Source organism: Nitrosomonas sp. H1_AOB3 (assembly GCF_015709435.1).
Classification (GTDB): Bacteria; Pseudomonadota; Gammaproteobacteria; order Burkholderiales; family Nitrosomonadaceae; genus Nitrosomonas; species Nitrosomonas europaea.
The window spans coordinates 927,095-949,379 of record NZ_CP054389.1; the positions used below are offsets into that span (position 1 = coordinate 927,095).

15 protein-coding genes and 1 CRISPR repeat array are annotated in these 22,285 nt (G+C 52.2%); of the genes, 9 read left to right on the forward strand and 6 right to left on the reverse strand.

The features are described from left to right. Position 1 precedes the first annotated feature (1 nt). From hrpA to cas2, 8 genes are all read left to right on the forward strand, one after another. The gene (hrpA, locus tag HRU73_RS04480) at positions 2–3,757 is read left to right on the forward strand and encodes an ATP-dependent RNA helicase HrpA (protein WP_287399629.1); all 3,756 of its coding nucleotides are present in this window, start codon (positions 2–4) and stop codon (positions 3,755–3,757) included. Between the two features lie 223 nt (positions 3,758–3,980). Continuing rightward, complete coding sequence (gene cas3, locus HRU73_RS04485; protein ID WP_287399631.1) at positions 3,981–6,224, forward strand: CRISPR-associated helicase Cas3'; 2,244 nt, start codon at positions 3,981–3,983, stop codon at positions 6,222–6,224. 13 nt (positions 6,225–6,237) lie between these two features. Continuing rightward, positions 6,238–6,906, forward strand: a complete 669-nt coding sequence (gene cas5c / locus HRU73_RS04490; protein WP_287399632.1) for a type I-C CRISPR-associated protein Cas5c — start codon at positions 6,238–6,240, stop codon at positions 6,904–6,906. Continuing rightward, positions 6,903–8,648 (forward strand): type I-C CRISPR-associated protein Cas8c/Csd1, encoded by a 1,746-nt coding sequence (gene cas8c, locus HRU73_RS04495; RefSeq protein WP_287399633.1) that lies wholly within the window; start codon positions 6,903–6,905, stop codon positions 8,646–8,648. The genes cas5c and cas8c overlap by 4 nt, the downstream gene beginning before the upstream one ends. A gap of 5 nt (positions 8,649–8,653) precedes the next feature. Further along, positions 8,654–9,511: a type I-C CRISPR-associated protein Cas7/Csd2 gene (cas7c, locus tag HRU73_RS04500; protein ID WP_502709306.1), complete on the forward strand. Its 858-nt coding sequence runs from the start codon at positions 8,654–8,656 to the stop codon at positions 9,509–9,511. 5 nt (positions 9,512–9,516) lie between these two features. Further along, complete coding sequence (cas4, locus tag HRU73_RS04505; RefSeq protein ID WP_287399634.1) at positions 9,517–10,146, forward strand: CRISPR-associated protein Cas4; 630 nt, start codon at positions 9,517–9,519, stop codon at positions 10,144–10,146. A gap of 16 nt (positions 10,147–10,162) precedes the next feature. Further along, entirely contained in the window at positions 10,163–11,197 is a 1,035-nt protein-coding gene (gene cas1c, locus HRU73_RS04510; RefSeq protein WP_287399635.1) for a type I-C CRISPR-associated endonuclease Cas1c, read from the forward strand. Between the two features lie 2 nt (positions 11,198–11,199). Next, positions 11,200–11,490, forward strand: a complete 291-nt coding sequence (cas2, locus tag HRU73_RS04515) for a CRISPR-associated endonuclease Cas2 (protein WP_011111456.1) — start codon at positions 11,200–11,202, stop codon at positions 11,488–11,490. Positions 11,491–11,670: 180 nt separating this feature from the next. Beyond that, a CRISPR array of direct repeats spans positions 11,671–15,578; the repeat unit is 37 nt; unit sequence GTAGCGCCCGGTCACCAGACCGGGCGAGGATTGAAAC. 2 nt (positions 15,579–15,580) lie between these two features. Here cas2 and HRU73_RS04520 read toward each other — a convergent pair. The 5 genes from HRU73_RS04520 to HRU73_RS04540 form a co-directional block, all read right to left on the reverse strand. Further along, a complete protein-coding gene (locus HRU73_RS04520) occupies positions 15,581–16,123 on the reverse strand; it encodes a nuclease-related domain-containing protein (protein WP_050731241.1) in 543 nt (180 codons plus the stop codon). A 169-nt stretch (positions 16,124–16,292) separates the two neighbouring features. Beyond that, complete coding sequence (locus HRU73_RS04525; protein WP_011111458.1) at positions 16,293–17,243, reverse strand: polysaccharide deacetylase family protein; 951 nt, start codon at positions 17,241–17,243, stop codon at positions 16,293–16,295. A 119-nt stretch (positions 17,244–17,362) separates the two neighbouring features. After that, entirely contained in the window at positions 17,363–17,815 is a 453-nt protein-coding gene (locus HRU73_RS04530; RefSeq protein ID WP_287399636.1) for a SixA phosphatase family protein, read from the reverse strand. A gap of 55 nt (positions 17,816–17,870) precedes the next feature. Continuing rightward, on the reverse strand, positions 17,871–18,563 hold the full coding sequence (locus HRU73_RS04535; RefSeq protein WP_011111460.1) for a VIT1/CCC1 transporter family protein: 693 nt from the start codon (positions 18,561–18,563) through the stop codon (positions 17,871–17,873). A 15-nt stretch (positions 18,564–18,578) separates the two neighbouring features. After that, positions 18,579–19,253: an alpha/beta hydrolase gene (locus HRU73_RS04540; protein ID WP_287399637.1), complete on the reverse strand. Its 675-nt coding sequence runs from the start codon at positions 19,251–19,253 to the stop codon at positions 18,579–18,581. Between the two features lie 78 nt (positions 19,254–19,331). Here HRU73_RS04540 and HRU73_RS04545 point away from each other — a divergent pair, with 78 nt between their 5' ends. Beyond that, entirely contained in the window at positions 19,332–20,444 is a 1,113-nt protein-coding gene (locus HRU73_RS04545; protein WP_287399638.1) for a transglutaminase-like domain-containing protein, read from the forward strand. 112 nt (positions 20,445–20,556) lie between these two features. On the opposite strand, the gene HRU73_RS04550 is transcribed toward HRU73_RS04545, so the two are convergent. Further along, entirely contained in the window at positions 20,557–22,278 is a 1,722-nt protein-coding gene (locus tag HRU73_RS04550) for an NADPH-dependent assimilatory sulfite reductase hemoprotein subunit (RefSeq protein ID WP_287399639.1), read from the reverse strand. Positions 22,279–22,285 lie beyond the last annotated feature (7 nt).

Genomic DNA, 22,285 nt, shown 5'->3' on the forward strand with positions numbered 1-22,285 from the left:
GTTGACGTATCTCCCTGAACAACCTGCCTGTATTACCTATCCGGAAGATCTGCCGGTTGTCGCACGGCGTGAAGAAATCGCGCGTGCGATCCGGCAACACCAAGCGGTCATCATCTGTGGTGAGACCGGTTCCGGAAAAACGACGCAGTTACCGAAGATCTGCCTGGAGCTGGGGCAAGGTGCCGGGAGACAGGGTACCGGACATCTGATCGGCCATACCCAGCCCCGGCGTATCGCTGCAAGAACCGTTGCCGCACGTATTGCCACGGAACTGAACAGCCCGCTTGGGAAACTGGTTGGCTATAAGGTACGTTTCTCTGATCAGACTCACCCCGATACGCGCATCAAGCTGATGACTGATGGCATCCTGCTGGCAGAAACGCAGCAGGATCCGTTGTTGCGCGCCTATCAGACCATCATCATCGACGAGGCACACGAGCGCAGCCTGAATATCGATTTCCTGCTCGGGTACCTCAAACAATTACTGCCGCGCCGCCCGGATCTGAAGCTGATCATCACCTCCGCTACCATCGATGCTCAGCGGTTTGCCTCTCATTTCAATGATGCCCCCGTCATCGAGGTATCCGGCAGGCTGTTTCCGGTAGAGATTCATTACCAGCCCAATGATCCGATCGACGGAGAAGATCGCGATCTGCCCCGGGCCATTCTCAGCACGATCGATGAAGCCATGCGCATGGGGGAGGGCGACACACTGGTATTTCTGCCTGGAGAGCGGGAAATACGGGAAACTGCCGAGACATTGCGCAAACATGCTTTCTCCGGCCCGGGTGGTAAGGCCGGTTTAGAGATTCTGCCGCTGTTTGCCCGGTTATCTCATACAGAACAGGCGCGTATTTTTGCTCCCGGTCAGCAGCGGCGAATCGTACTGGCAACCAATGTTGCCGAAACTTCCCTCACAGTTCCCGGTATCCGTTATGTGATCGACACAGGGCTGGCGCGAATCAATCGCTACAGTTACCGCAACAAGGTAGAGCAGCTTCTGGTCGAGAAGATTTCCCAGGCATCGGCCAACCAGCGCGCAGGGCGTTGCGGTCGGGTCATGAACGGCGTGTGTTTCAGGCTGTATTCAGCGGAAGATTTCAATGCCCGCCCGGAATATACTGATCCCGAGATTCTGCGTTCCTCGCTGGCTGCTGTCATTCTGCGTATGAAATCGCTCAAGATTGGAGATGTCGAGCAATTTCCATTCATTCAGCCGCCTGCGCCGCGCATGATCGCGGATGGTTATCAGCTTTTGTCAGAGCTTGGCGCACTAGATGAGCGTAAGGGACTGACGCAAATCGGCCATCAACTGGCAAGATTCCCAACCGATCCGCGAATCGCCCGCATGATCATGGCGGCCAAACAGGAAAATTGTTTGAGCGAAGTGCTGATCATCGCTTCTGCCCTCAGCCTGCAGGATCCGCGCGACCGGCCGTTCGAACATCAGCAGGCTGCCGATCAGGCGCACCAGCTGTTCCGTGATGATCGCTCTGACTTCATCGGCTATCTCAAACTATGGGATTTCTATAATGAGCTGCTCAAACACAAAAAATCCAATAAAAAACTGATCGAACAATGCCAGAAAAATTTCATTTCCCATCGCAGAATGCGCGAGTGGCGCGAGATCCATGGCCAGTTGCATATACTGATCAGTGAGATGGGGTTGCGCCCCAATCAGGTTTCTGCCGGCTATGATGAAATCCATCGGGCACTGTTATCCGGATTGCTGGGCAATATCGGTTTCAAATCGGATGAGAAAGGGGTTTATGAGGGGGCACGTGCCATCAAATTCTCGATTTTTCCTGGTTCATCCCTGAGAAAAAAACAACCGAAATGGGTGGTGGCAGCTGAACTGGCGGAAACCACCAAACTTTATGCGCGTTGTGCAGCGGCAATCGACCCGGCCTGGCTGGAAAGAATCGCCGGTAAATTGTGCAAAAAACACTATTTTGATCCGCACTGGGAAAAGCAGCGTGCACAGGCGATGGCGTTTGAGCGGATCACCCTGTATGGCCTGACCATCGTCCCCAAACGGCGCATCGCCTATGGCCCGATCGATCCGGCATATGCACGCGAAATTTTCATACGCCAGGCGCTGGTGGCGGGAGAGTATGAAAGCAGTGCATCTTTCCTGCAGCACAACCAGCAACTGATCGATGAAATCCGCGAACTGGAAAGCAAAGTGCGGCGGCAGGATATTCTGGTCGATGAGCAGCAGATATTCGAATTCTATGCTGCACGTATTCCAGCGGGTATCTATAGCGGCACTGCGTTTGAAAAATGGCGTAAGCAGGCGGAACAGACTGAACCCGAGCTCCTGTATCTGACGCGGGAAGTATTGATACGTCAGGCAGTAGATGGAACGGCTGCCGAACAGTTTCCCGAGACCCTGACAGCAGCCGGCCACGTATTGCCCCTGAGTTACCGTTTCGATCCTGGCCATCCACTGGATGGGGTGACCGTTACGGTACCATTGCCTCTACTCAATCAGATCATGCCGCTTCACTTCGATCGGCTGGTGCCGGGGCTCATTCGGGAAAAGATCGGCTGGTACGTGAAAATGCTGCCCAAGCAGGTGCGCCGTCACGCTATCCCGGTACCGCAATTTATTACCCGGTTTCTGGAATGGCTGGATAGCTGCCCGGATCAGGCCATGTTGCTTGCTGAGTCTCTCACTGCATTCATCCGCAGCGAAACTGGAATCAAGGTACCGCTGGATACCTGGGACAGCAGGCTGCTGCCGACCCATTTGCAGATGAATGTGAAAGTGATCGATGATGCCGGGATGACGCTGGGCATGGGGCATGATCTGACCGAGCTGAAGGCACAATTTGGTCAGACAGCACAGCAGTTGTTTGCACGTGGCGCCGGCGCAGAGCCTGATTCCATTGAACGTGATGACATTACCCGATGGAATTTCGGAGAATTACCAGCGGAAACCCGTTTCAGCCGAGCCGGCAAGTTGCTGACCGGTTATCCGGCGCTGGTTGATCAGGAACAAAGCGTTGCCGTTCGTATATTTGATACGCAGGAAGGCGCGCAACATAACATGCGGGAAGGGGTGCTGCGTTTACTGTGTCTGGCACTCAAGGACCGGATCAAACAACTGGAGAAAAATCTGCTGGTCGATCGACAAACGATTCTACTCATGAGCAGCCTGATCGAAATGGACAGATTGAAGGAAGATATTCGTTCGGCCATCATCGATCTGGCATTGATCGGTGATGATCCCTTACCGCGTAACGAGGATGAATTCAATTTACAGACGTCACGTGCCCGAACACGCCTGGGATCCGTTTCACAGGAGATAGCCGGGCTGATCCATACCATCGCCCAACCCTGCCAGGAACTGAAAAAACGACTGACCATCCTGGATAAATCAGCGATTTTCCTGAAAAAAGACATGGAAGAACAGCTTCACCACCTGATTTATCCGGGATTTCTGAGTAGAACCCGCTGGCAATATCTGCAACATTTCCCGCGCTATCTCAAAGGCATGATCCTGCGTCTTGATAAGTACAACAAGAATCCGGCACGTGATCAGGAACAGACAGAAATCATCACTGCCTTGTGGAATCAGTACATTCAGCGACTGAACAAACACCGCCAGGCCGGAGTGATGGATCTGAATCTGGAAATGTTTCGCTGGCAGATCGAGGAATTGCGCATTTCCCTGTTCAGCCAGGAACTGAAAACCCCGGCGCCTGTTTCAGTGAAACGCCTGCAAAAACTGTGGGAAAGCGTGCGGGAGTGATGGCCAAATAAGCTGCTTCTCATTGAAGTACCTGACTGCAGCGGAATGCAATTGACGAAGCAATGAGTTTTGCTTCGGTTTCCACCAGCTGGCCACATTCAAAAAAGCTATTCATCATAGAAAGCCAGTAATTCTCCTCTTATTTCCTGATCAGGTTGGGTAGCGGGTGCGGCAAAATATCGGAAAGCTTGTTTCTAGGAAACAACCCCGGAGATCTGAGAAAGTGAATGCTGAAAACAATACCACTTATCTGGCGCATGTGCGGCAGCTGCCGAATGGGAGATGGATCGAGCATTTTCTGGAAGAGCATCTGCTCGCTGTTGCTGTATTGGCAGCTGAATTTGCGTCTGTTTTCAATAGTCAGGACTGGGCGCGCTTGTCCGGGTTGTGGCACGACCTCGGCAAATTCCGCGAAAAATTCCAGCAATACATCAAATCTGTCAGCGGCTATGATGCTGAGGCCCATATCGAAGGCGCGCCCGGGCGTGTCGATCATTCCACCGCTGGCGCTATCCATGCCATTGAAAAATTGGGCATGCCGGGGCGCATCATTGCCTACCTGATCGCCGGACACCACGCCGGCCTGCCGGATTGGAATGGAGAAGCTGCTTCGCTTTTCCAGCGATTGGAAAACGGAAAGGCTCAAGGCTATCTCACAGAAGCTCGGCTCGCGGAGCCAGATGCCGTCCTGCTCGACCAGCCGCCCCCTGCTTCACTCCCACCTAAGGATGGCTCGCTCGCGCTCTGGATCAGGATGTTGTTTTCCTGTCTGGTGGATGCTGACTTTCTGGATACGGAAGCCTTTATGAACGAGCGCAGGAAAGATTTGCGCGCGGGTTATCCGGCGTTGAATGAATTGCTGTCCGCATTCGACCAGTACATGAATGACAAAACAGCAAATGCAACAGATTCTCCGGTCAACCGTATCCGTACTGAAGTGCTACGCCAATGCTGTGAGAAAGCCACGTTGCCGCCCGGCCTGTTCTCGCTCACCGTGCCCACCGGTGGCGGCAAAACCCTTTCCAGCACGGCTTTTGCACTGAATCACGCCATGCATCATGGCAAACAGCGCGTGATTTATGTCATCCCCTACACCAGCATCCTCGAACAGACGGCGGAAATTTTCCGCAAGATTTTCGGGGATGAAAATGTCATTGAACACCACAGCAATCTCGATCCCGACAAGGAAGATTCACGCTCGCGGCTCGCCACGGAAAACTGGGATGCCCCCATCATCGTCACCACCAACGTACAGTTCTTCGAATCACTGTTTGCTGCCCGTACCAGCCGCTGCCGCAAGCTGCACAACATCGTGAACAGCGTAGTCGTTCTGGACGAAGCGCAACTGCTGCCGCCGGAGTTCCTCGCCCCTATCCTGCATGTCATGCAAGATTTGTCGCAAAACTATAAAGTGAGTTTCGTACTTTCTACCGCGACGCAACCCGCCTTCTCGCCGCGCCCTAAGTTTTCCGGTCTCAGGGGTGTGCAAGAGCTGATGGACGACCCGGATGGGTTGTATGCCGATTTGAAACGTGTCGAAGCCGAACTGCCACGGGATTTCAACGCACCTCGTACTTGGGAATCCATTGCTGAAGAATTGCAGCAATATGATTCCGTGTTGTGCATAGTGAATTCCCGTACTGATTGCCGCGCGCTGCATGCGTTGATGCCCAGGGACACCATCCATCTCTCCGCCCTGATGTGCGGCCAGCATCGCAGCGAGGTGATCGCGGATATCAAACAACGTCTGAAAGACGGTATTTCCACTCGCGTCATCAGTACACAGCTGGTAGAAGCCGGGGTGGATATGGATTTTCCCGTGGTTTATCGAGCACTGGCTGGACTGGATGCCGTGGCACAGGCTGCGGGGCGCTGCAATCGTGAAGGCACGCTGCCGGGTATGGGCAAGGTCGTCGTGTTCGTGCCACCCAAGCCTGCTGCTCCCGGACTGCTGCGCAAGGCTCAACAGAGCGGCCAGGAAATCATGCGACTATCAAAAGGTGACCTGCTTACGCGCGAGCGTTTCGAAGCCTACTTTCGTCACTACTACGCCAGTCTAAACAGCTTAGATGAAGAAAACATCATCGGCCTGCTGGACATGCACAACCGGGTCGAAGCTCGCCGTGCCGAGTTCAGCTTCCGCACTGCCGCGGACAAATTCCAGCTCATTAAGGAAGAAGGCCAAACCGCCGTTATCGTGCACTATGGCGAGAGCCATAACCTCATCACTGCACTGGAAGCCAGCCAGAACATGGAGCCGCACCAAAGGCGTGGTATTTTGCGTCGCCTGCAACGCTATACCGTCAATATCCGCGAACAGGAATGCAGAAAGCTAATGACCAGCGGGGATATCAGGGAAATCTTTGAGGGATGCCATATCCAGCAAACGGATACGCTTTATCACTCACAACTGGGGCTACTGCTGAACAAAGATGTCGTATTTGAACCAGCGCAAGGCATCGCTTGAACAAGGGGAGGAAATGAGAACTTACTGTCTTGAAGTCACCGGCGATTTTGCCTGCTTCACCCGCCCGGAGATGAAAGTCGAACGGGTAAGTTATGATGTGATGACACCATCATCTGCCCGTGCAGTGTTTGAATCCATTCTGTGGAAGCCAGCCATCCGCTGGCATGTCTCGAAGATTGAGGTATTGAAGCCGATACGCTGGGTATCCATCCGCCGTAACGAAGTTGGTGCGGTCATTTCGGTGCGCAATGCACAGGAGGCCATGAACAAAGGTTCAGGCAACCTGGCGCTGAACATCGAGGACGAGCGCCAGCAACGTGCGGGGCTGTTTCTACGAGATGTAGCCTACCGCATTCACGCCCATTTCGAGCTACTGCCGAATGCGGACGAGAACAACACCATGGGAAAATTCCTGGATATGTTCGAACGCCGCGCCGGGAAAGGGCAATGCATCAACCAGCCTTATCTCGGCTGTCGTGAGTTTGCCTGTAATTTCCGACTGGTGGATACAGCTCAGCCACAAATCGACACAATCATGGAAACGCGCGATCTCGGCTGGATGCTTTACGATATGGATTACGCTAAGACAGCCACCACCCCGCAACCACGCTTCTTCCGCGCGCAACTGAAAAACGGCGTACTGAACGTCCCCTCCTGGAATAGTGAGGAGATGCGCGGATGATCCTGCAAGCGCTCAACGAGTATTACACCAGGAGGCGGAAGTTTGACCTTAATAGCTTGCCGCCCCCAGGAATGGAGCAGGTCGAAATTTCCTTTGTAGTGGTTCTACACAAAGATGGGCGCTTCTTCAATCTAACCGATATGCGAGAAGGCAATGGAAAAAATAAACGCGGTAAATTTATTATCGCACCACAGAGCTGCGATCGTACTGGACAGAATGCCTGGGCCACAGCTTTTCTCCTTTGGGATCATCCTCGCTACGTATTTGGCATGCGCACCCCAAAAGATGTTGCTGACGACGGTATACCTTCAAAACGATTAGCCTCATTCAAAGAAAGAATTATCAAAAGCTTCCCTGACCCAACGGTGGACGAAGGTATTAACGCAGTTTATCGTTTTGTTGATCGTGCAGAATTCAGTCAAATTGAGAGCCACCCGCTATGGCAAGAAATTCAACAAACCACAGGTAATGTGAGTTTCCGCCTGACGACAGATACCCCTGCTCAGTTGATCTGTTCGCGCCCGGCAGTAATTGCGGTTGCAGAAAAAGAACTTGAGGATACGGATGGATATAAGATAGAGCAATGCCTTGTTTCTGGCGAAGTCGGCCCGATAGCAATTTTGCATCCGGCAACTCCCTTGCCTTCAAAAGACTCGAAATCAACAGCAAAACTGGTTTCTTTTCAGAAAGGTTCCGGGTATGACTCTTACGGCAAATCGCAAGGTAACAATGCACCAGTAGGCAAGCGCACCGCTTTCGCCTACACCACGGCACTCAATCATTTACTGGCAAAGGGTTCGAAGCAACGCATCCAGGTAGGCGATGCCTCGACTGTTTTCTGGTGCGCTACGCCGGGTCACCCAATGGAAGAGTTGTTTCCAGGTTTCTTTGGTGAGCCGGATAAGGACAACCCGGATATTGGCGTCAATGCGATCGCCACACTGCTTAGCGCACCCAAGACTGGCGTGGGCAGCTTCGAGGACGACGGCACACGCTTCTACGTACTGGGTCTTGCCCCCAATGCCGCTCGCATCGCCGTCCGCTTCTGGCATGTAAAAACCGTGGGTGAACTGGCCGTTAACATCCGTAAACACTTCGACGACCTCCGCATCACCCACGCCCCGCACGAACCGGAAACGCTCTCGCTGTTCCGCCTGCTGGTGGCAACCGCCACACTGGGCAAGGCCGAAAACATCCCGCCTAATCTCGGCGGTGACATGATGCGCAGCGTGATCGAAGGGGTACCTTATCCGCAAACTCTACTTGCTGGAGCGGTTCGCCGTATCCGCGCCGAGCAGGAAATCACTTATCCGCGCGCCGCCATCATCAAGGCGTGCATCAATCGTTACTCTGAAAATGAGGAGCTCACTGTGTCACTCGACGAAAACAACACAAATACTGCCTATCGGTTGGGTCGGCTGTTCGCGGTGCTGGAACGCACACAGGAACGCGCTAACCCTAACATTAATGCCACGATCCGCGATCGCTATTACGGCGCGGCATCGAGTACGCCCGTCACAGTCTTTTCGACCTTACTCAAACTGAAGAATCATCATCTCGCCAAGCTGGATAACAAAGGCGAGGCGATCAACTGCGAAAAGCTACTTGGGCAAATCATGAACGGAATCACCGATTTTCCGGCGCACCTCGACCTGCAAAATCAGGGCCGTTTCGCCATTGGTTATTACCATCAGCGGCAAGCCTTCTTCACCAAATCCGAATCCACCAATAAGGGAGAGTAATCATTATGGCACTGAATAACCGTTACGACTTTGTTCTGCTGTTCGACGTGAAGGACGGCAATCCCAATGGTGACCCGGATGCGGGCAATCTGCCGCGGGTAGACGCGGAAACCGGGCGTGGACTGGTGACGGATGTCAGCCTCAAGCGCAAGGTGCGTAATTTCGTCGGGTTGGTGAAAGGCGAACAGCCACCGTTTGAAATCTACGTCAAGGAAAAGGCGGTTCTGAATCAGACTCATGAGAGAGCTTACCAGTCCTTTGAGTTAAAGCCTGAGCCCAAGAAGCTTCCGAAAAACATTGAAGATGCGAGGAAGGTGACCGGCTTTATGTGTAAGAACTTTTATGACATACGCACCTTTGGTGCAGTAATGACCACCGAAGTTAACTGTGGTCAAGTACGTGGGCCAGTACAACTGACTTTCGCCCGATCTGTCGATCCTATCGTGGCCTCAGAACATTCCATTACTCGTATGGCGGTGACTAACGAAAAAGATCTGGAGAAAGAGCGCACTATGGGTCGAAAGTTTACCATCCCCTACGGCCTTTATATCGCCCACGGCTTTGTCTCCGCTCACCTGGCCAACCAAACCGGTTTCGGCGAGGAAGATCTGAAGCTGCTGTGGCAAGCGCTCGTTAACATGTTTGAACATGACCGTTCTGCTGCACGTGGTGAGATGTCAACCCGGGGGCTGTATGTATTCAAACATGACAACGAGCTGGGTAATGCGCCTGCATATCAGTTATTCGAGCGCATACAGATACAGAAAAACAGCGAAACACCCGCACGCGCTTTTGGTGATTACAAAGTTACGATCGATGATGCAGATTTACAAGGAATAACATTGCAGCGTCTTGTCGGGTGAATTTTATGGCTGCCGGAACCGATGACGACCCCATCATGCTTTCCGCACTGCAGCACTGGAGTTACTGCCCACGCCAGTGCGCATTGATCCATCTTGAACAAGCCTTTGATGAAAATGTTCACACCATGCGCGGCAATGCGGTACACAAGCGGGTAGATGATCCTGGTTTCGAAACATTCGAAGGTGTGCGCAGCGAACGCTCATTACCAGTATGGTCAGATCAACTGGGGTTAATTGGTAAATGTGATGTAGTCGAATTCCATCCGGATGGAAAAATCCATCCAGTGGAATACAAACACGGAAAAAAGCGGGCCAAGATACACGACGACCTGCAACTCGCCGCTCAAGCAATGTGCCTTGAGGAAATGACCGGCAAACCTATCACGCACGGTTCAATTTATCATCACTCCTCACGACGCCGACGGGAAGTAGCCATCACGGCAACCTTACGCACGCAGGTGGAAAAAGCAGTCGCTTCCATTCGTTTATTACTGGCGTCTGGCACTTTGCCACCGCCTGTAAATGATGCGCGCTGCAGGGAGTGTTCGTTGAAGGATATCTGTCAGCCGGAAGTATTGGCACAGAAATCGAATTACCGGACAGCACAAATGGAATTGTTCACCATCGACGATTAACCGATCGAGGCAGATCATGCGCCAGATTCTCAATACACTTTACATTCTGACACCCAATGCTTATGCACATCTGGAGAATGATACCCTGCGCATTGATGTGGAGCGGCAAAAGAAGCTGCAGGTACCGTTACACCATCTGGGTTCAGTTGTATGCTTCGGTAACGTGCTGGTCTCCCCTGCTCTGATGCACCGTTGTGCCGACAACGGTATCAGCCTGGTGCTGGTAGATGCCAATGGTCGTTTCAAGGCAAGGCTGGAAGGTGCAGTCAGCGGTAATGTTTTATTGCGCCAGGCTCAGCATCGCAAGGCAAGCGATGAGAATTTCGCTTTGGCGACTGCACGAGCAATCATTGCCGGCAAATTACGCAATGCACGACAGGTGCTGCTGCGCGGAGCACGTGAAAGCAGCGATGAAACTGATCAGAGAATATTGAGTAATGCTGCAGAATCCCTGGCATCCTCGATCAGAAACTTACCTTATTCTAAAGACCTTGATCAGGTGCGCGGAATTGAGGGAGATGCGGCCAAAACCTATTTTTCCGCTCTGCCATATCTTGTACGCAAAGATATACGTGAATTCTTTACGATGGACGGGCGAACGCGCCGTCCGCCACGTGATCGCTTCAACGCTATGCTTTCATTTATTTATTCTCTGGTGATGAATGACTGTCGTTCTGCTCTGGAAAGTGTCGGACTGGATCCGCAAATAGGTTTCTTGCATGCAGTGCGCCCCGGAAGAGCAGCCCTCGCGCTGGATCTAATGGAAGAATTCCGCTCGTTCATGGCTGATCGGTTGGCACTGACCCTGATCAACCGTGGACAAATCACCGATCAGGATTTACTGGTACGTGAAGGTGGTGCTGTCCATCTTGAGGATAAAGCCAGAAAAACTGTAGTCGTTGCCTATCAGGAACGCAAGCAGGAAGAGATTACTCATCCTCTGCTTGAAACCAAAGTACCTATTGGCTTGCTGCCGCAGCTTCAGGCAAGATTTATGGCTCGCGTCATACGCGGTGAAATGGATGGTTATCTTCCTTTCTTGGTTAGATAATCATGCTGATCATTGTTACTTACGATGTTTCAACGGAAACCAGAGCAGGTCGCAAGCGATTGCGCCGTGTTGCAAAATTATGTGAAAGTATCGGGCAACGTGTGCAAAAATCTGTATTTGAATGTCGTATCAATTTAATGCAGTATGAGGAGCTGGAGCGTCGTTTACTGTCTGAAATAGACGAACAGGAAGATAATCTGCGGCTATATCGCCTGACCGAACCGGCGGAGCTCCATGTAAAAGAGTATGGCAATTTTAAGGCAATTGATTTTGAAGGACCTCTCACCATCTGATAAACGCGAACCTGTAGCACCGGCTCAATACCGGCCAGTTCGCGCTACATCTAACTGTATGGTAACAAACAGGAAAATAGCTTCCTTTTTCTACTGTTCGTTACCGGCAGCCGAGAAAATCTTTACGTTCGCGCAAATTGCCCGAATTTTAAAGATGTATCAAGCAGTTATAGTTGTACTGTAGCGCCCGGTCACCAGACCGGGCGAGGATTGAAACCACTCGATCGAGGTAACGAACCGGGGCAACGGCTGGTAGCGCCCGGTCACCAGACCGGGCGAGGATTGAAACGGAGAACTGAAAGAAATTGTTGTTGGTTTTACAAAGTAGCGCCCGGTCACCAGACCGGGCGAGGATTGAAACTGGAAGTGCTGCATGAGCAACACCAGTTACGGCAAGTAGCGCCCGGTCACCAGACCGGGCGAGGATTGAAACGTGGATATCCACGTGTTCAGCTGTCGTTCCCCGTGTAGCGCCCGGTCACCAGACCGGGCGAGGATTGAAACCTTCATGTCAAATGGTACGCTTTACCGCCACGCCAGTAGCGCCCGGTCACCAGACCGGGCGAGGATTGAAACAAAGAGTTACGCAGTAACGACTAGCAGAAAATATCGTAGCGCCCGGTCACCAGACCGGGCGAGGATTGAAACTGTGACAGCTATGTTTATCGTTGCTGGTGTATCGTAGCGCCCGGTCACCAGACCGGGCGAGGATTGAAACTCGGTGCTTTCTACGCTCCGACGATCTCTGCTTAGTAGCGCCCGGTCACCAGACCGGGCGAGGATTGAAACAAATGAGAAGGGGTTGCAATTGTGGGGTTAGGAAAGTAGCGCCCGGTCACCAGACCGGGCGAGGATTGAAACTCTACCACTCTCGATCTCCATCGCGAGATTGCCAGGTAGCGCCCGGTCACCAGACCGGGCGAGGATTGAAACCGAGCAGTTTTCCAGCTTAGCAGCTTCCTTGTGGAGTAGCGCCCGGTCACCAGACCGGGCGAGGATTGAAACCAGCCCATGGTGACGATGCTTGGTGAGGTATTTGATGTAGCGCCCGGTCACCAGACCGGGCGAGGATTGAAACGCCGGTATACTTCTCCATGCCGTTATTCCCTATACGTAGCGCCCGGTCACCAGACCGGGCGAGGATTGAAACTCCCCTTGAAATCGCCTACATTAGGAAGGTTATGGGTAGCGCCCGGTCACCAGACCGGGCGAGGATTGAAACATTTTGTTGCAACAAAACAACTGTTAAGTAAGGCGTAGCGCCCGGTCACCAGACCGGGCGAGGATTGAAACCTGCTAGTCGTAATAAATCACGGATGACTGCTGCACGTAGCGCCCGGTCACCAGACCGGGCGAGGATTGAAACTCACGTGGTTGACGTTAGACCCCTTACTGATCCGGGTAGCGCCCGGTCACCAGACCGGGCGAGGATTGAAACCCATGAGTTTTCGTCGCGGGTTACGCCGTAACGCTGTAGCGCCCGGTCACCAGACCGGGCGAGGATTGAAACCCCCGCCGGGGCGTTGAATATGCAGTTCGCCGTCGTAGCGCCCGGTCACCAGACCGGGCGAGGATTGAAACTCACACGTAAAACGACTGGCCTCATACCCACAACGTAGCGCCCGGTCACCAGACCGGGCGAGGATTGAAACTCGGCCGGGGAAATACGCGCCCTGTTCTTTCGGTGGTAGCGCCCGGTCACCAGACCGGGCGAGGATTGAAACCATACCGCGTAAATCGTTTTGCCAGCCCCGGGGGCGTAGCGCCCGGTCACCAGACCGGGCGAGGATTGAAACCTGCACGGTGGCCACCACAAATTCCGGTTCAACGCGTAGCGCCCGGTCACCAGACCGGGCGAGGATTGAAACTGAATCAAGGAAACGATCCTTGAAGGTGAAACCCGGTAGCGCCCGGTCACCAGACCGGGCGAGGATTGAAACTTCCTCAAGCTGGGCCGGCGGGACATCATCAAACGGTAGCGCCCGGTCACCAGACCGGGCGAGGATTGAAACTCTTATGGAGTACGGGAAACTGTCCAGAAAGCTAGGTAGCGCCCGGTCACCAGACCGGGCGAGGATTGAAACATAACGCTTGCGGCCATGCCAGTCTGAAAGCATATGGTAGCGCCCGGTCACCAGACCGGGCGAGGATTGAAACCCCGGACGGGGCATACACAATCCGGTGTGTCCCGGTAGCGCCCGGTCACCAGACCGGGCGAGGATTGAAACATGTTGTTAATCTCCTCAAAATATTAAAAGCATGTGTAGCGCCCGGTCACCAGACCGGGCGAGGATTGAAACAGCGACTTTTTTAGCCATGTAAGCAACAACCCAAGTAGCGCCCGGTCACCAGACCGGGCGAGGATTGAAACAAGCCATTACCGAAGAGAAACTGATCGAAATCTAGTAGCGCCCGGTCACCAGACCGGGCGAGGATTGAAACTCAGCCACCAGGCAGTGTCAGTGGCCAGATCCGGGTAGCGCCCGGTCACCAGACCGGGCGAGGATTGAAACTATCGGGGGGAGCAGGAAGAATCATCACAGCAATGTAGCGCCCGGTCACCAGACCGGGCGAGGATTGAAACCTTTGATGCAAAGGCGCTGTATCCGTCGATTGCTCGTAGCGCCCGGTCACCAGACCGGGCGAGGATTGAAACGATAATAAGTGCTTTATAAACATTGATTTGCCCACGTAGCGCCCGGTCACCAGACCGGGCGAGGATTGAAACTGTCCAGCCTTATCTGTGATGTAGGCTATATCGATGTAGCGCCCGGTCACCAGACCGGGCGAGGATTGAAACTCATCTTTCTTCCTGATTAACCATCCATTATCGCGTAGCGCCCGGTCACCAGACCGGGCGAGGATTGAAACAGGAGGAGCAGAGGGGACTACAGCCTCGTTTACAAGTAGCGCCCGGTCACCAGACCGGGCGAGGATTGAAACCATCCGCTGCATTACCGGCACCGGATAGCCGGGCGTAGCGCCCGGTCACCAGACCGGGCGAGGATTGAAACATTTTAAGCTTGCTGGCGTCATACAGGACATCAGGTAGCGCCCGGTCACCAGACCGGGCGAGGATTGAAACATGATATCGCTGAAAGGGATGGAGGCACCTTTAAGTAGCGCCCGGTCACCAGACCGGGCGAGGATTGAAACAGTCAGGAGATACTTAATGATGAACTGTCTTATGGTAGCGCCCGGTCACCAGACCGGGCGAGGATTGAAACACTAAGGAGCATACTGGTAAGCAGAGTCTGTCTGATGTAGCGCCCGGTCACCAGACCGGGCGAGGATTGAAACCAGGGGTAGGGTTTATTACCGTGGGATGATTAATCGTAGCGCCCGGTCACCAGACCGGGCGAGGATTGAAACAGTAAGGACATACTACCACGCAAGGATGATAAAGGGGTAGCGCCCGGTCACCAGACCGGGCGAGGATTGAAACCAGTTGGGCTGGAACATCCATGTCCTTATCATAAAGTAGCGCCCGGTCACCAGACCGGGCGAGGATTGAAACGGAGACATTCACGGAACTCGATCCCGCGTGGGTTGTAGCGCCCGGTCACCAGACCGGGCGAGGATTGAAACTCCCGATCCTGGGGGTTATTGCTGTAGCGTGGATGTAGCGCCCGGTCACCAGACCGGGCGAGGATTGAAACAAACTGTTCTCCAAGGATAATCTACATATCAAGTCGTAGCGCCCGGTCACCAGACCGGGCGAGGATTGAAACAGAGTACGAACCCGACGACTGGATTAGATTCCCTGTAGCGCCCGGTCACCAGACCGGGCGAGGATTGAAACCACAAACAGAGAGTCCCAATCCTCTTTGGTAGGACGTAGCGCCCGGTCACCAGACCGGGCGAGGATTGAAACATTCGCGGTAGAAGATGGCTCAAATCGTTCTGACGTAGCGCCCGGTCACCAGACCGGGCGAGGATTGAAACTTCAAACGGTCTAATGACATAACTACTCCTGTATGTAGCGCCCGGTCACCAGACCGGGCGAGGATTGAAACATCCCTCCATCGGAAGAGTAGTAAACCATCTGCCCGTAGCGCCCGGTCACCAGACCGGGCGAGGATTGAAACAGTTATTCTCTGAGCCACCTGCTGTTTGCACGTACTTGAGTGATTGGGTTCCTGTCCAGCGCAGTGCTATTCTTCAATATATGATTTCCATCGTAAACCAGTTTTGATTCACCACGATCCGGCTTGGAAAGCGTTTTTGTTTCTATGACATAGATACCGGATGAGTGGATGACGACATGGTCGAGATTAAATCCTTTTCCCGGTATATCGTGAAAAATATGACTTCCTTGGGCTCTTAATCGTTCAAGAAATTGCCCTACCGCAAGTTCTCCGGCCAAACCTAGCTTGATACGCTTGACTTCTTTGCGCCCTTTATAAATTTTCCATAGAAGTGTTGCGATACAAGGTATAGCCATCACTGTAAATAAAACCGGGTTTGGTGATGTTTGTGTATACCACCGTATCCATTCCCACGCGGCTATTAATACAAAACATAATGCTGCTATGAAATACGGAACGATACCATCCAGGAAAATATTCTGAAGACGGTGATTCAGGGATTCACCCGGATTTCTGAGTGGATTGGCTTTTATGGGCGATTTCAAGGGATCTATTCTGTAAAAACTAGAGTTATTACGAATGATCATAACGAGAGTTTTGTTTATCCAGACATTGAATTGAACCGAATTAATCCATCAATTTCTATTCTGGTGACTTTAGCGAATATCGGATCGGAGAAGTATTTCCACGGGCGTGGGGAAGACCCGATAAACGTTACACAGTCTGAATTCTTTGTCTCATATTTCGTACCATGCGCAGTACATAGCGCCATTCGCTTTGATCCCAGGGGGTGAAGCGTGGTAGCTGGAACATGTCGCTATCCTGTCGGGCAGCGCCCCATGCAGTTGAAACAGCCGCTTCAAACCCGGCATCCTTGATCATTTTTACGTGTGCAGACAGGTAATCTTTTCCCGGTTTGCCATTCGGGTAGGCAAACAGGCGCAGGGGTGTATCGATAATAGCTTCGAGTTTTGCCTTGCCTTCTGCTATTTCCGTGCGTGCGGCGGCATCATCGATGCTGGCGAGAATCGGGTGGGTGAGGGTATGCCCGCCTATTTCCATTCCTGCATCGTGCAATTGCCGAACTTGCGCCGAGATCATCATGAGATTGTCCGGCAGGTCGGCGGCGATAATGGTACTGAGTTTGTCCACTTGGGAGGCTCGTGCTTCATGGGGCAGGTATTTCAGTTTGTTGATCAGCAGATTCAGGGTTTCCCGCCTTTGTTCAAGTGTGGCGATAGCGTGGTTTCCCAAACCGATTGCATTCAAATCCAGTTTGTCTCCTTTGGCCCGGCGTACCGATTCGATGACGGTATCGTTCCACATTCTTCCCCCATCGAGAAAGCCGGAAGCGATGAAGAATGTGGCAGTTACGCCATGTTTCTGCAGAATAGGAAGTGCAATTTCAGCATTGTCCGCATAGCCGTCATCAAACGTGATGCAGGCGGCACGGCCGGGCAGGGTGCCGCTGCGTAACTTATTGACTGCTTCAGATAAAGGCAGGATATTGAAGTTGTTGGTCAGATAGCTCAATCCCTTTTCGAACTGTGCGATTCCACCTTCTCCCGTCAGCAGATCCGGTTCCGGCAGAACGCGATGGTAAATGACGATGGATAATTTTGAGTTTTTACCTGCGGGAGAAAACAGGGAAGGCAGTATTTTCATGGGAGCAGTATTTGGGGTTTGATCTGGTTCGGGAAAAACAAGGATACTGATGAATCAATGTCACCAGATCGGTGTCAGTGGTCGTTTTTCCATGTTATTTGGAAGAAATGATCCGGTCTTTACAATATCTCGGGTGTCATCACTGCGCGCAGGATGATGCTTTCCCGTTCATCCTTTTGCTTGCTGCTGAACCACCAGATCGAACCTTTGCGTACAGAGAAACCACTTTCATCTCCTTTCAGCAAGAGAGAGGCAATTTTGCCAAGAGTTGGCTGGTGCCCCACTACCAGCACCGTTCCTTTTGCTTCCGGCCAGGCAATTGTATTGAGTACTCTGTGCGGGGTAGCGCTCGTTCCTACCTGCTCGCTGGTTTCAAAATGGTGGGTCAGTGCCGAGACGGTTTGCTGTGTACGTGTAGCCGGACTGACGATGATGCGCGTATCTTTTGGTAATTTGGGCTCAAGCCAGCGGGCCATTTTTTGTGCCTGTTTCAAACCTTTTTCGGTCAGCTTGCGGGTGGCATCGGGAATGCCATCTTCCGCTTCGGCGTGACGCCATAAAATCAGATCCAAATGATGCTCCTTATCTTGATAAAAACTGTCGGTGTTCTCTGCTATTGAATTATGTTCAGGCAATGATTCCGAACAGGGTGCCGGTAAGTGCGGTGAATGCCATGGCGAGCGCTCCCCAGAAAGCTACGCGCGCAGCGCCTGTCAACATATTTGCTTTTCCGAGATAGGCTGCAAATGTTCCCAGAGCAGTCAGCGAAAGCAGGGAGGAGATTGCCACGACTGGAATGATATGGGTTGTTGCAGGTGCGGCGATGGTTGCTGCGAGAGGCATCGATGCACCGAGGATGAACATACCAGCAGAAGTGAAGGCAGCCTGGACGGGTTTTGCGTTGACTCGCTCATGCAGACCCAGTTCGTCCCTGAGATGAGCATCGAGTGCATCATGAGCCATGAGCTCCCGGGCAACTTGTGCTGCCAGTTCGGGCTGCAATCCTCTTTTCATGTAGATATCTGTGAGCTCCTGCAGCTCGAAGTCGATATCCCGATCGAGATGGTACTGTTCGAGAGCGACATCTGCTTTTTCTGTATCTGATTGCGAGCTTACGGAAACATACTCTCCTGCGGCCATCGACATGGCGCCAGCAACGACACCGGCCACCCCTGCAAGGAGAATGTCATCTGCAGCAGCGTGAGCAGAGGCCACCCCGATAATCAGGCTGGCGGTTGAAACGATTCCATCATTGGCGCCCAGTACTGCGGCCCGTAACCAGCCGGTACGATGTGAATAGTGGGTATTGTCATGAGTCATTGTCTGAATCTGTTCTTATTTCAGGATGGTTCTCAACCAGCAGGAAATATCGACCAGCTCCTGATCACATACCGTATGTTCCATTGGGTATTCATGCCAGGTTACCGGGTAGTGGTATTCACGTAATTGTTGCAGTGAGGTATGTGCCAATTCAATCGGGACGATGGGGTCATCGTTGCCATGAGCCATGAATATGGGGGTTATCCTGTTGGTGATATGTGCTTCACGTTCAATCTTATGAGCAAGTGGGAGATAACCTGACAAGGCGATGATGCCAGCTAGCCTGTCCGGATGGCGCAATCCCGTATGCAGTGCCATGGCGGCACCTTGTGAGAATCCGGCCAGGATGAGGTGATCGGGTGGGATGCCGCGTCGATCTTCACGTTCGATCAACTCTATGATTGCGTGCTGTGATCTGCGTATTCCGGTTTCATCTTCCTGCGCACTAAAATCAGTGTGCTGGATGTCGTACCAGGCTCGCATGATGTACCCGCCATTGATGGTGACAGGCTGCTGAGGCGCGTGTGGAAATAGAAATCGGATCGGGATTTCCGGTAAATCGAGCGCTTGTACAACAGGTACGAAATCATTGCCATCGGCTCCCAGCCCGTGCATCCATAAAATGGTATATTCCGGATTTGATCCGGTTGTAATATCGATTGCAGAAAGCTGAAATGAATTGTCTGGCATGGCGCTGTTGAGAATTGACCGGGTTGGCCGGTAGCGATAAATTTATCGGGTTCTATACTATCATTGATGAGGAGTTGTATGAAACGCAGGAGTTTTTTCAAGCTGGTGGGGTCGAGTGCTGCAGCTGCTGCTTTATTTCCAGCTGTTGCGCGTGCATCTTTGCCCCCAAACCAGAAATGGCGTAGCTATCAGTTAACGTACCAGGTTACTCTGCCTGCATCGGGTAAGGTCGCAAAACTGTGGCTGCCTTTGCCGGACGCAAGTGATACCGTTTATCAGTTCACTCAGGGAAATAACTGGAGCGGAAAAGCTACGGCTTCAGCTTTTTATATGCTGCCGGGTACTCAGTCACAGGTATTTTTTGCTCTCTGGCAAAAGGGGGAGGAGCGTACGGTCAGGGTAAGCAGTATTGTCAAAACTGCTGACCGTACTGTTGATCTGCATTCCTACCGGGCGCCTGCCAAAATTTCAATTCCCCAGAATATACAGCGCTATTTACAATCCACCAAGCATATTCCATTGGATGATGCCGTGAAAAAAATGGCGCGCTCTGTGACCAGCCCGGCCAATGCACATACTCCTTTGCAGCAGGCGCGTGCCATTTATGATTGGGTAATCAATAACGTGGCCTATGATATCAATGGGCGTGGGCAGGGCAGTGGAGATCTTCGAAGTCTGCTTTCCAGGAAGGAAAATCTCAGTGGAAAATGCGGGGATATTCATGCACTCTTTGTAGGTCTGGCACGTGCCTCCGGCATCCCCGCCAGAATCCAGTATGGCATCCGTATCGGTGATTCGGCATTGAACAAAAATCTGGGTAAGTCGGGTGACATCAGCACTTCCCAGCATTGTCAGGCAGAGTTTTATCTTTCCGGGTTGGGCTGGGTGCCGGTAAATCCATCCGATGTAGCCAGGGTTATGGCGGCAGAATCGTTATCACACAACCATGATTCGATCAGTCAGCTGAGGGAAAAGCTGTTTGGTTCCTGGGAGATGAACTGGGTGGCGTTCAATGAAAGAGAGAATGTTGACCTCGGTACCACCAAAGTAAGTGCCGCCATCAGCAAGCTGCCATTCTTCGGTTACCCCTATGCAGAAATTGACGGGCGACTGCAGGATAGTCTGGAACCGGAATCCTTCTCCTACAAAATTACCTCAGCAGTACTGGTGGGGACCGGCGCAAAGCTGTAATCCGAATATAACCTGATGATCATCTCGACTGGTGGATGATCATCAGGTATTGATAAGAGGCTGTCAGGATCAGGGAAAGAGTATCGCTGGCAAGTAGTTCTGCAGAAGCTCCTCAGTCATTCGAGAAGCGTCCTTCCGTTACCTCACGGATAATACCGGCGCGAATCGTAAAATCACCAAAGTGCTCATCAGGCAACCGTTCTGTTGCATAGCGACCAAGTACTTCGTTAAGGGTTTCAAGGATTGCCGGTTCACCGATATTTTCGCGGTAAAGACGATTGAGGCGCTGGCCGTGAAAGCCACCACCCAAGTAAAGGTTGTATTTACCTGGCGCGCGGCCGGTGAGTCCGATTTCTGCAATGAAAGGGCGACTGCACCCATTGGGACATCCTGTCATTCTGAGTGTAATCGGTTCATTTTGCAGGTTGTACCGAGTAAGGATTCCCTCGATCTTCGTAATCAGATCGGGCAGATAACGTTCGCTGTCAGCCATTGCCAGGCCACAGGTTGGTAGAGCAACACACGCCATTGAATTCAGACGCAGTACACTGCGCTCGTTAAAGACGATTAATCCTGTTTCCCTTAGTAATGCTTCTATCTCAGGTTTGTCAGCCGTGGCAACGTTGGCAATCATGAGATTCTGGTTGGGAGTCAGGCGAAAATGCCCTTTGTGAACATGTGCAATCCGCGCAATTTTATCAAGCATATCGCGGTTTAAGCGGCCGTTCTCGATAAACAGTGTGAAGTGATGAAATCCATCACCCGATTCAATCCACCCGTAGATATCCGCATTGGAGGTAAAGTCATAGGGGCGTGCCGATTCGAGCGGTCCGGCTCGATCTTCAATGGCAAGTTTGATCCAGTCCAGTCCTTTATCGTCGATTGTGTATTTAAAGCGGGCACGCGACCGATCGGCACGATTGCCATAGTCACGCTGAACACCCATGACAGCTTCGGTAACAGAAATAAGTCTGTCCGGCGTAATGAAACCGATGACTGATGCAGTACGAGGATAGGTATGTGGCGCCTTGTCGGTACGCCCCATTCCACCACCGATTGCAACATTGAAACCTGCTATTTTCCCGTCTTCACCAATGATGGCGATATAACCCAGATCCTGGGCATAAATATCAATATCATTATTGGGTGGAATTACGAATCCGATTTTGAATTTACGGGGCATATAGGTTTGCCCGTAGAATGGCTCTTCCGGTTCGGACGAAGCAATCCGTTCTTCGCCATACCAGATTTCATGATAGGCCCGGGTTTTGGGAATGACATGATCACTCACTGTTTTTGCCAGTGCTGCAAGTTCTGCCTGCAGTGCAGGGAATTGCGGGTTGACAGTCGCCATTACTCCACGTGAATCATCTCCGCATGCAGCTACTGTATCAAGTAATACTTCGTGAAGGCCACGGATCAACGGAACGATATTCTGCTTGAGCACCCAGTGAAACTGGAAAGTCTGTCGAGTAGTCATGCGCAATGTTTCGTTGCCATGTGCGCAGGCCAGTTCTGAGATCTTTAACCAGCGTTCGGTCGTACAAATGCCTCCCGGCAAGCGTACACGAATCATGAACTGAAAAGCGGGTTCCAGTTTCTGGCGGCGGCGCTCATCACGAATCTCACGATCGTCCTGTTCATAAATACCATGAAACTTCATCAACTTGATATCGTTGCCGGGCACAGCGGATGTAATGCGATCCAACAGACCAAGTGCGATTGTGCCACGCAAATAATCACTTTCAGCCTTGAGTGACTCGTCCGGACTCAGCCGTTCAAGCGGTTGGGATATATCGCAACTGCGATCAGTTGGGGGAAGGGTATTTGCCATTTATATT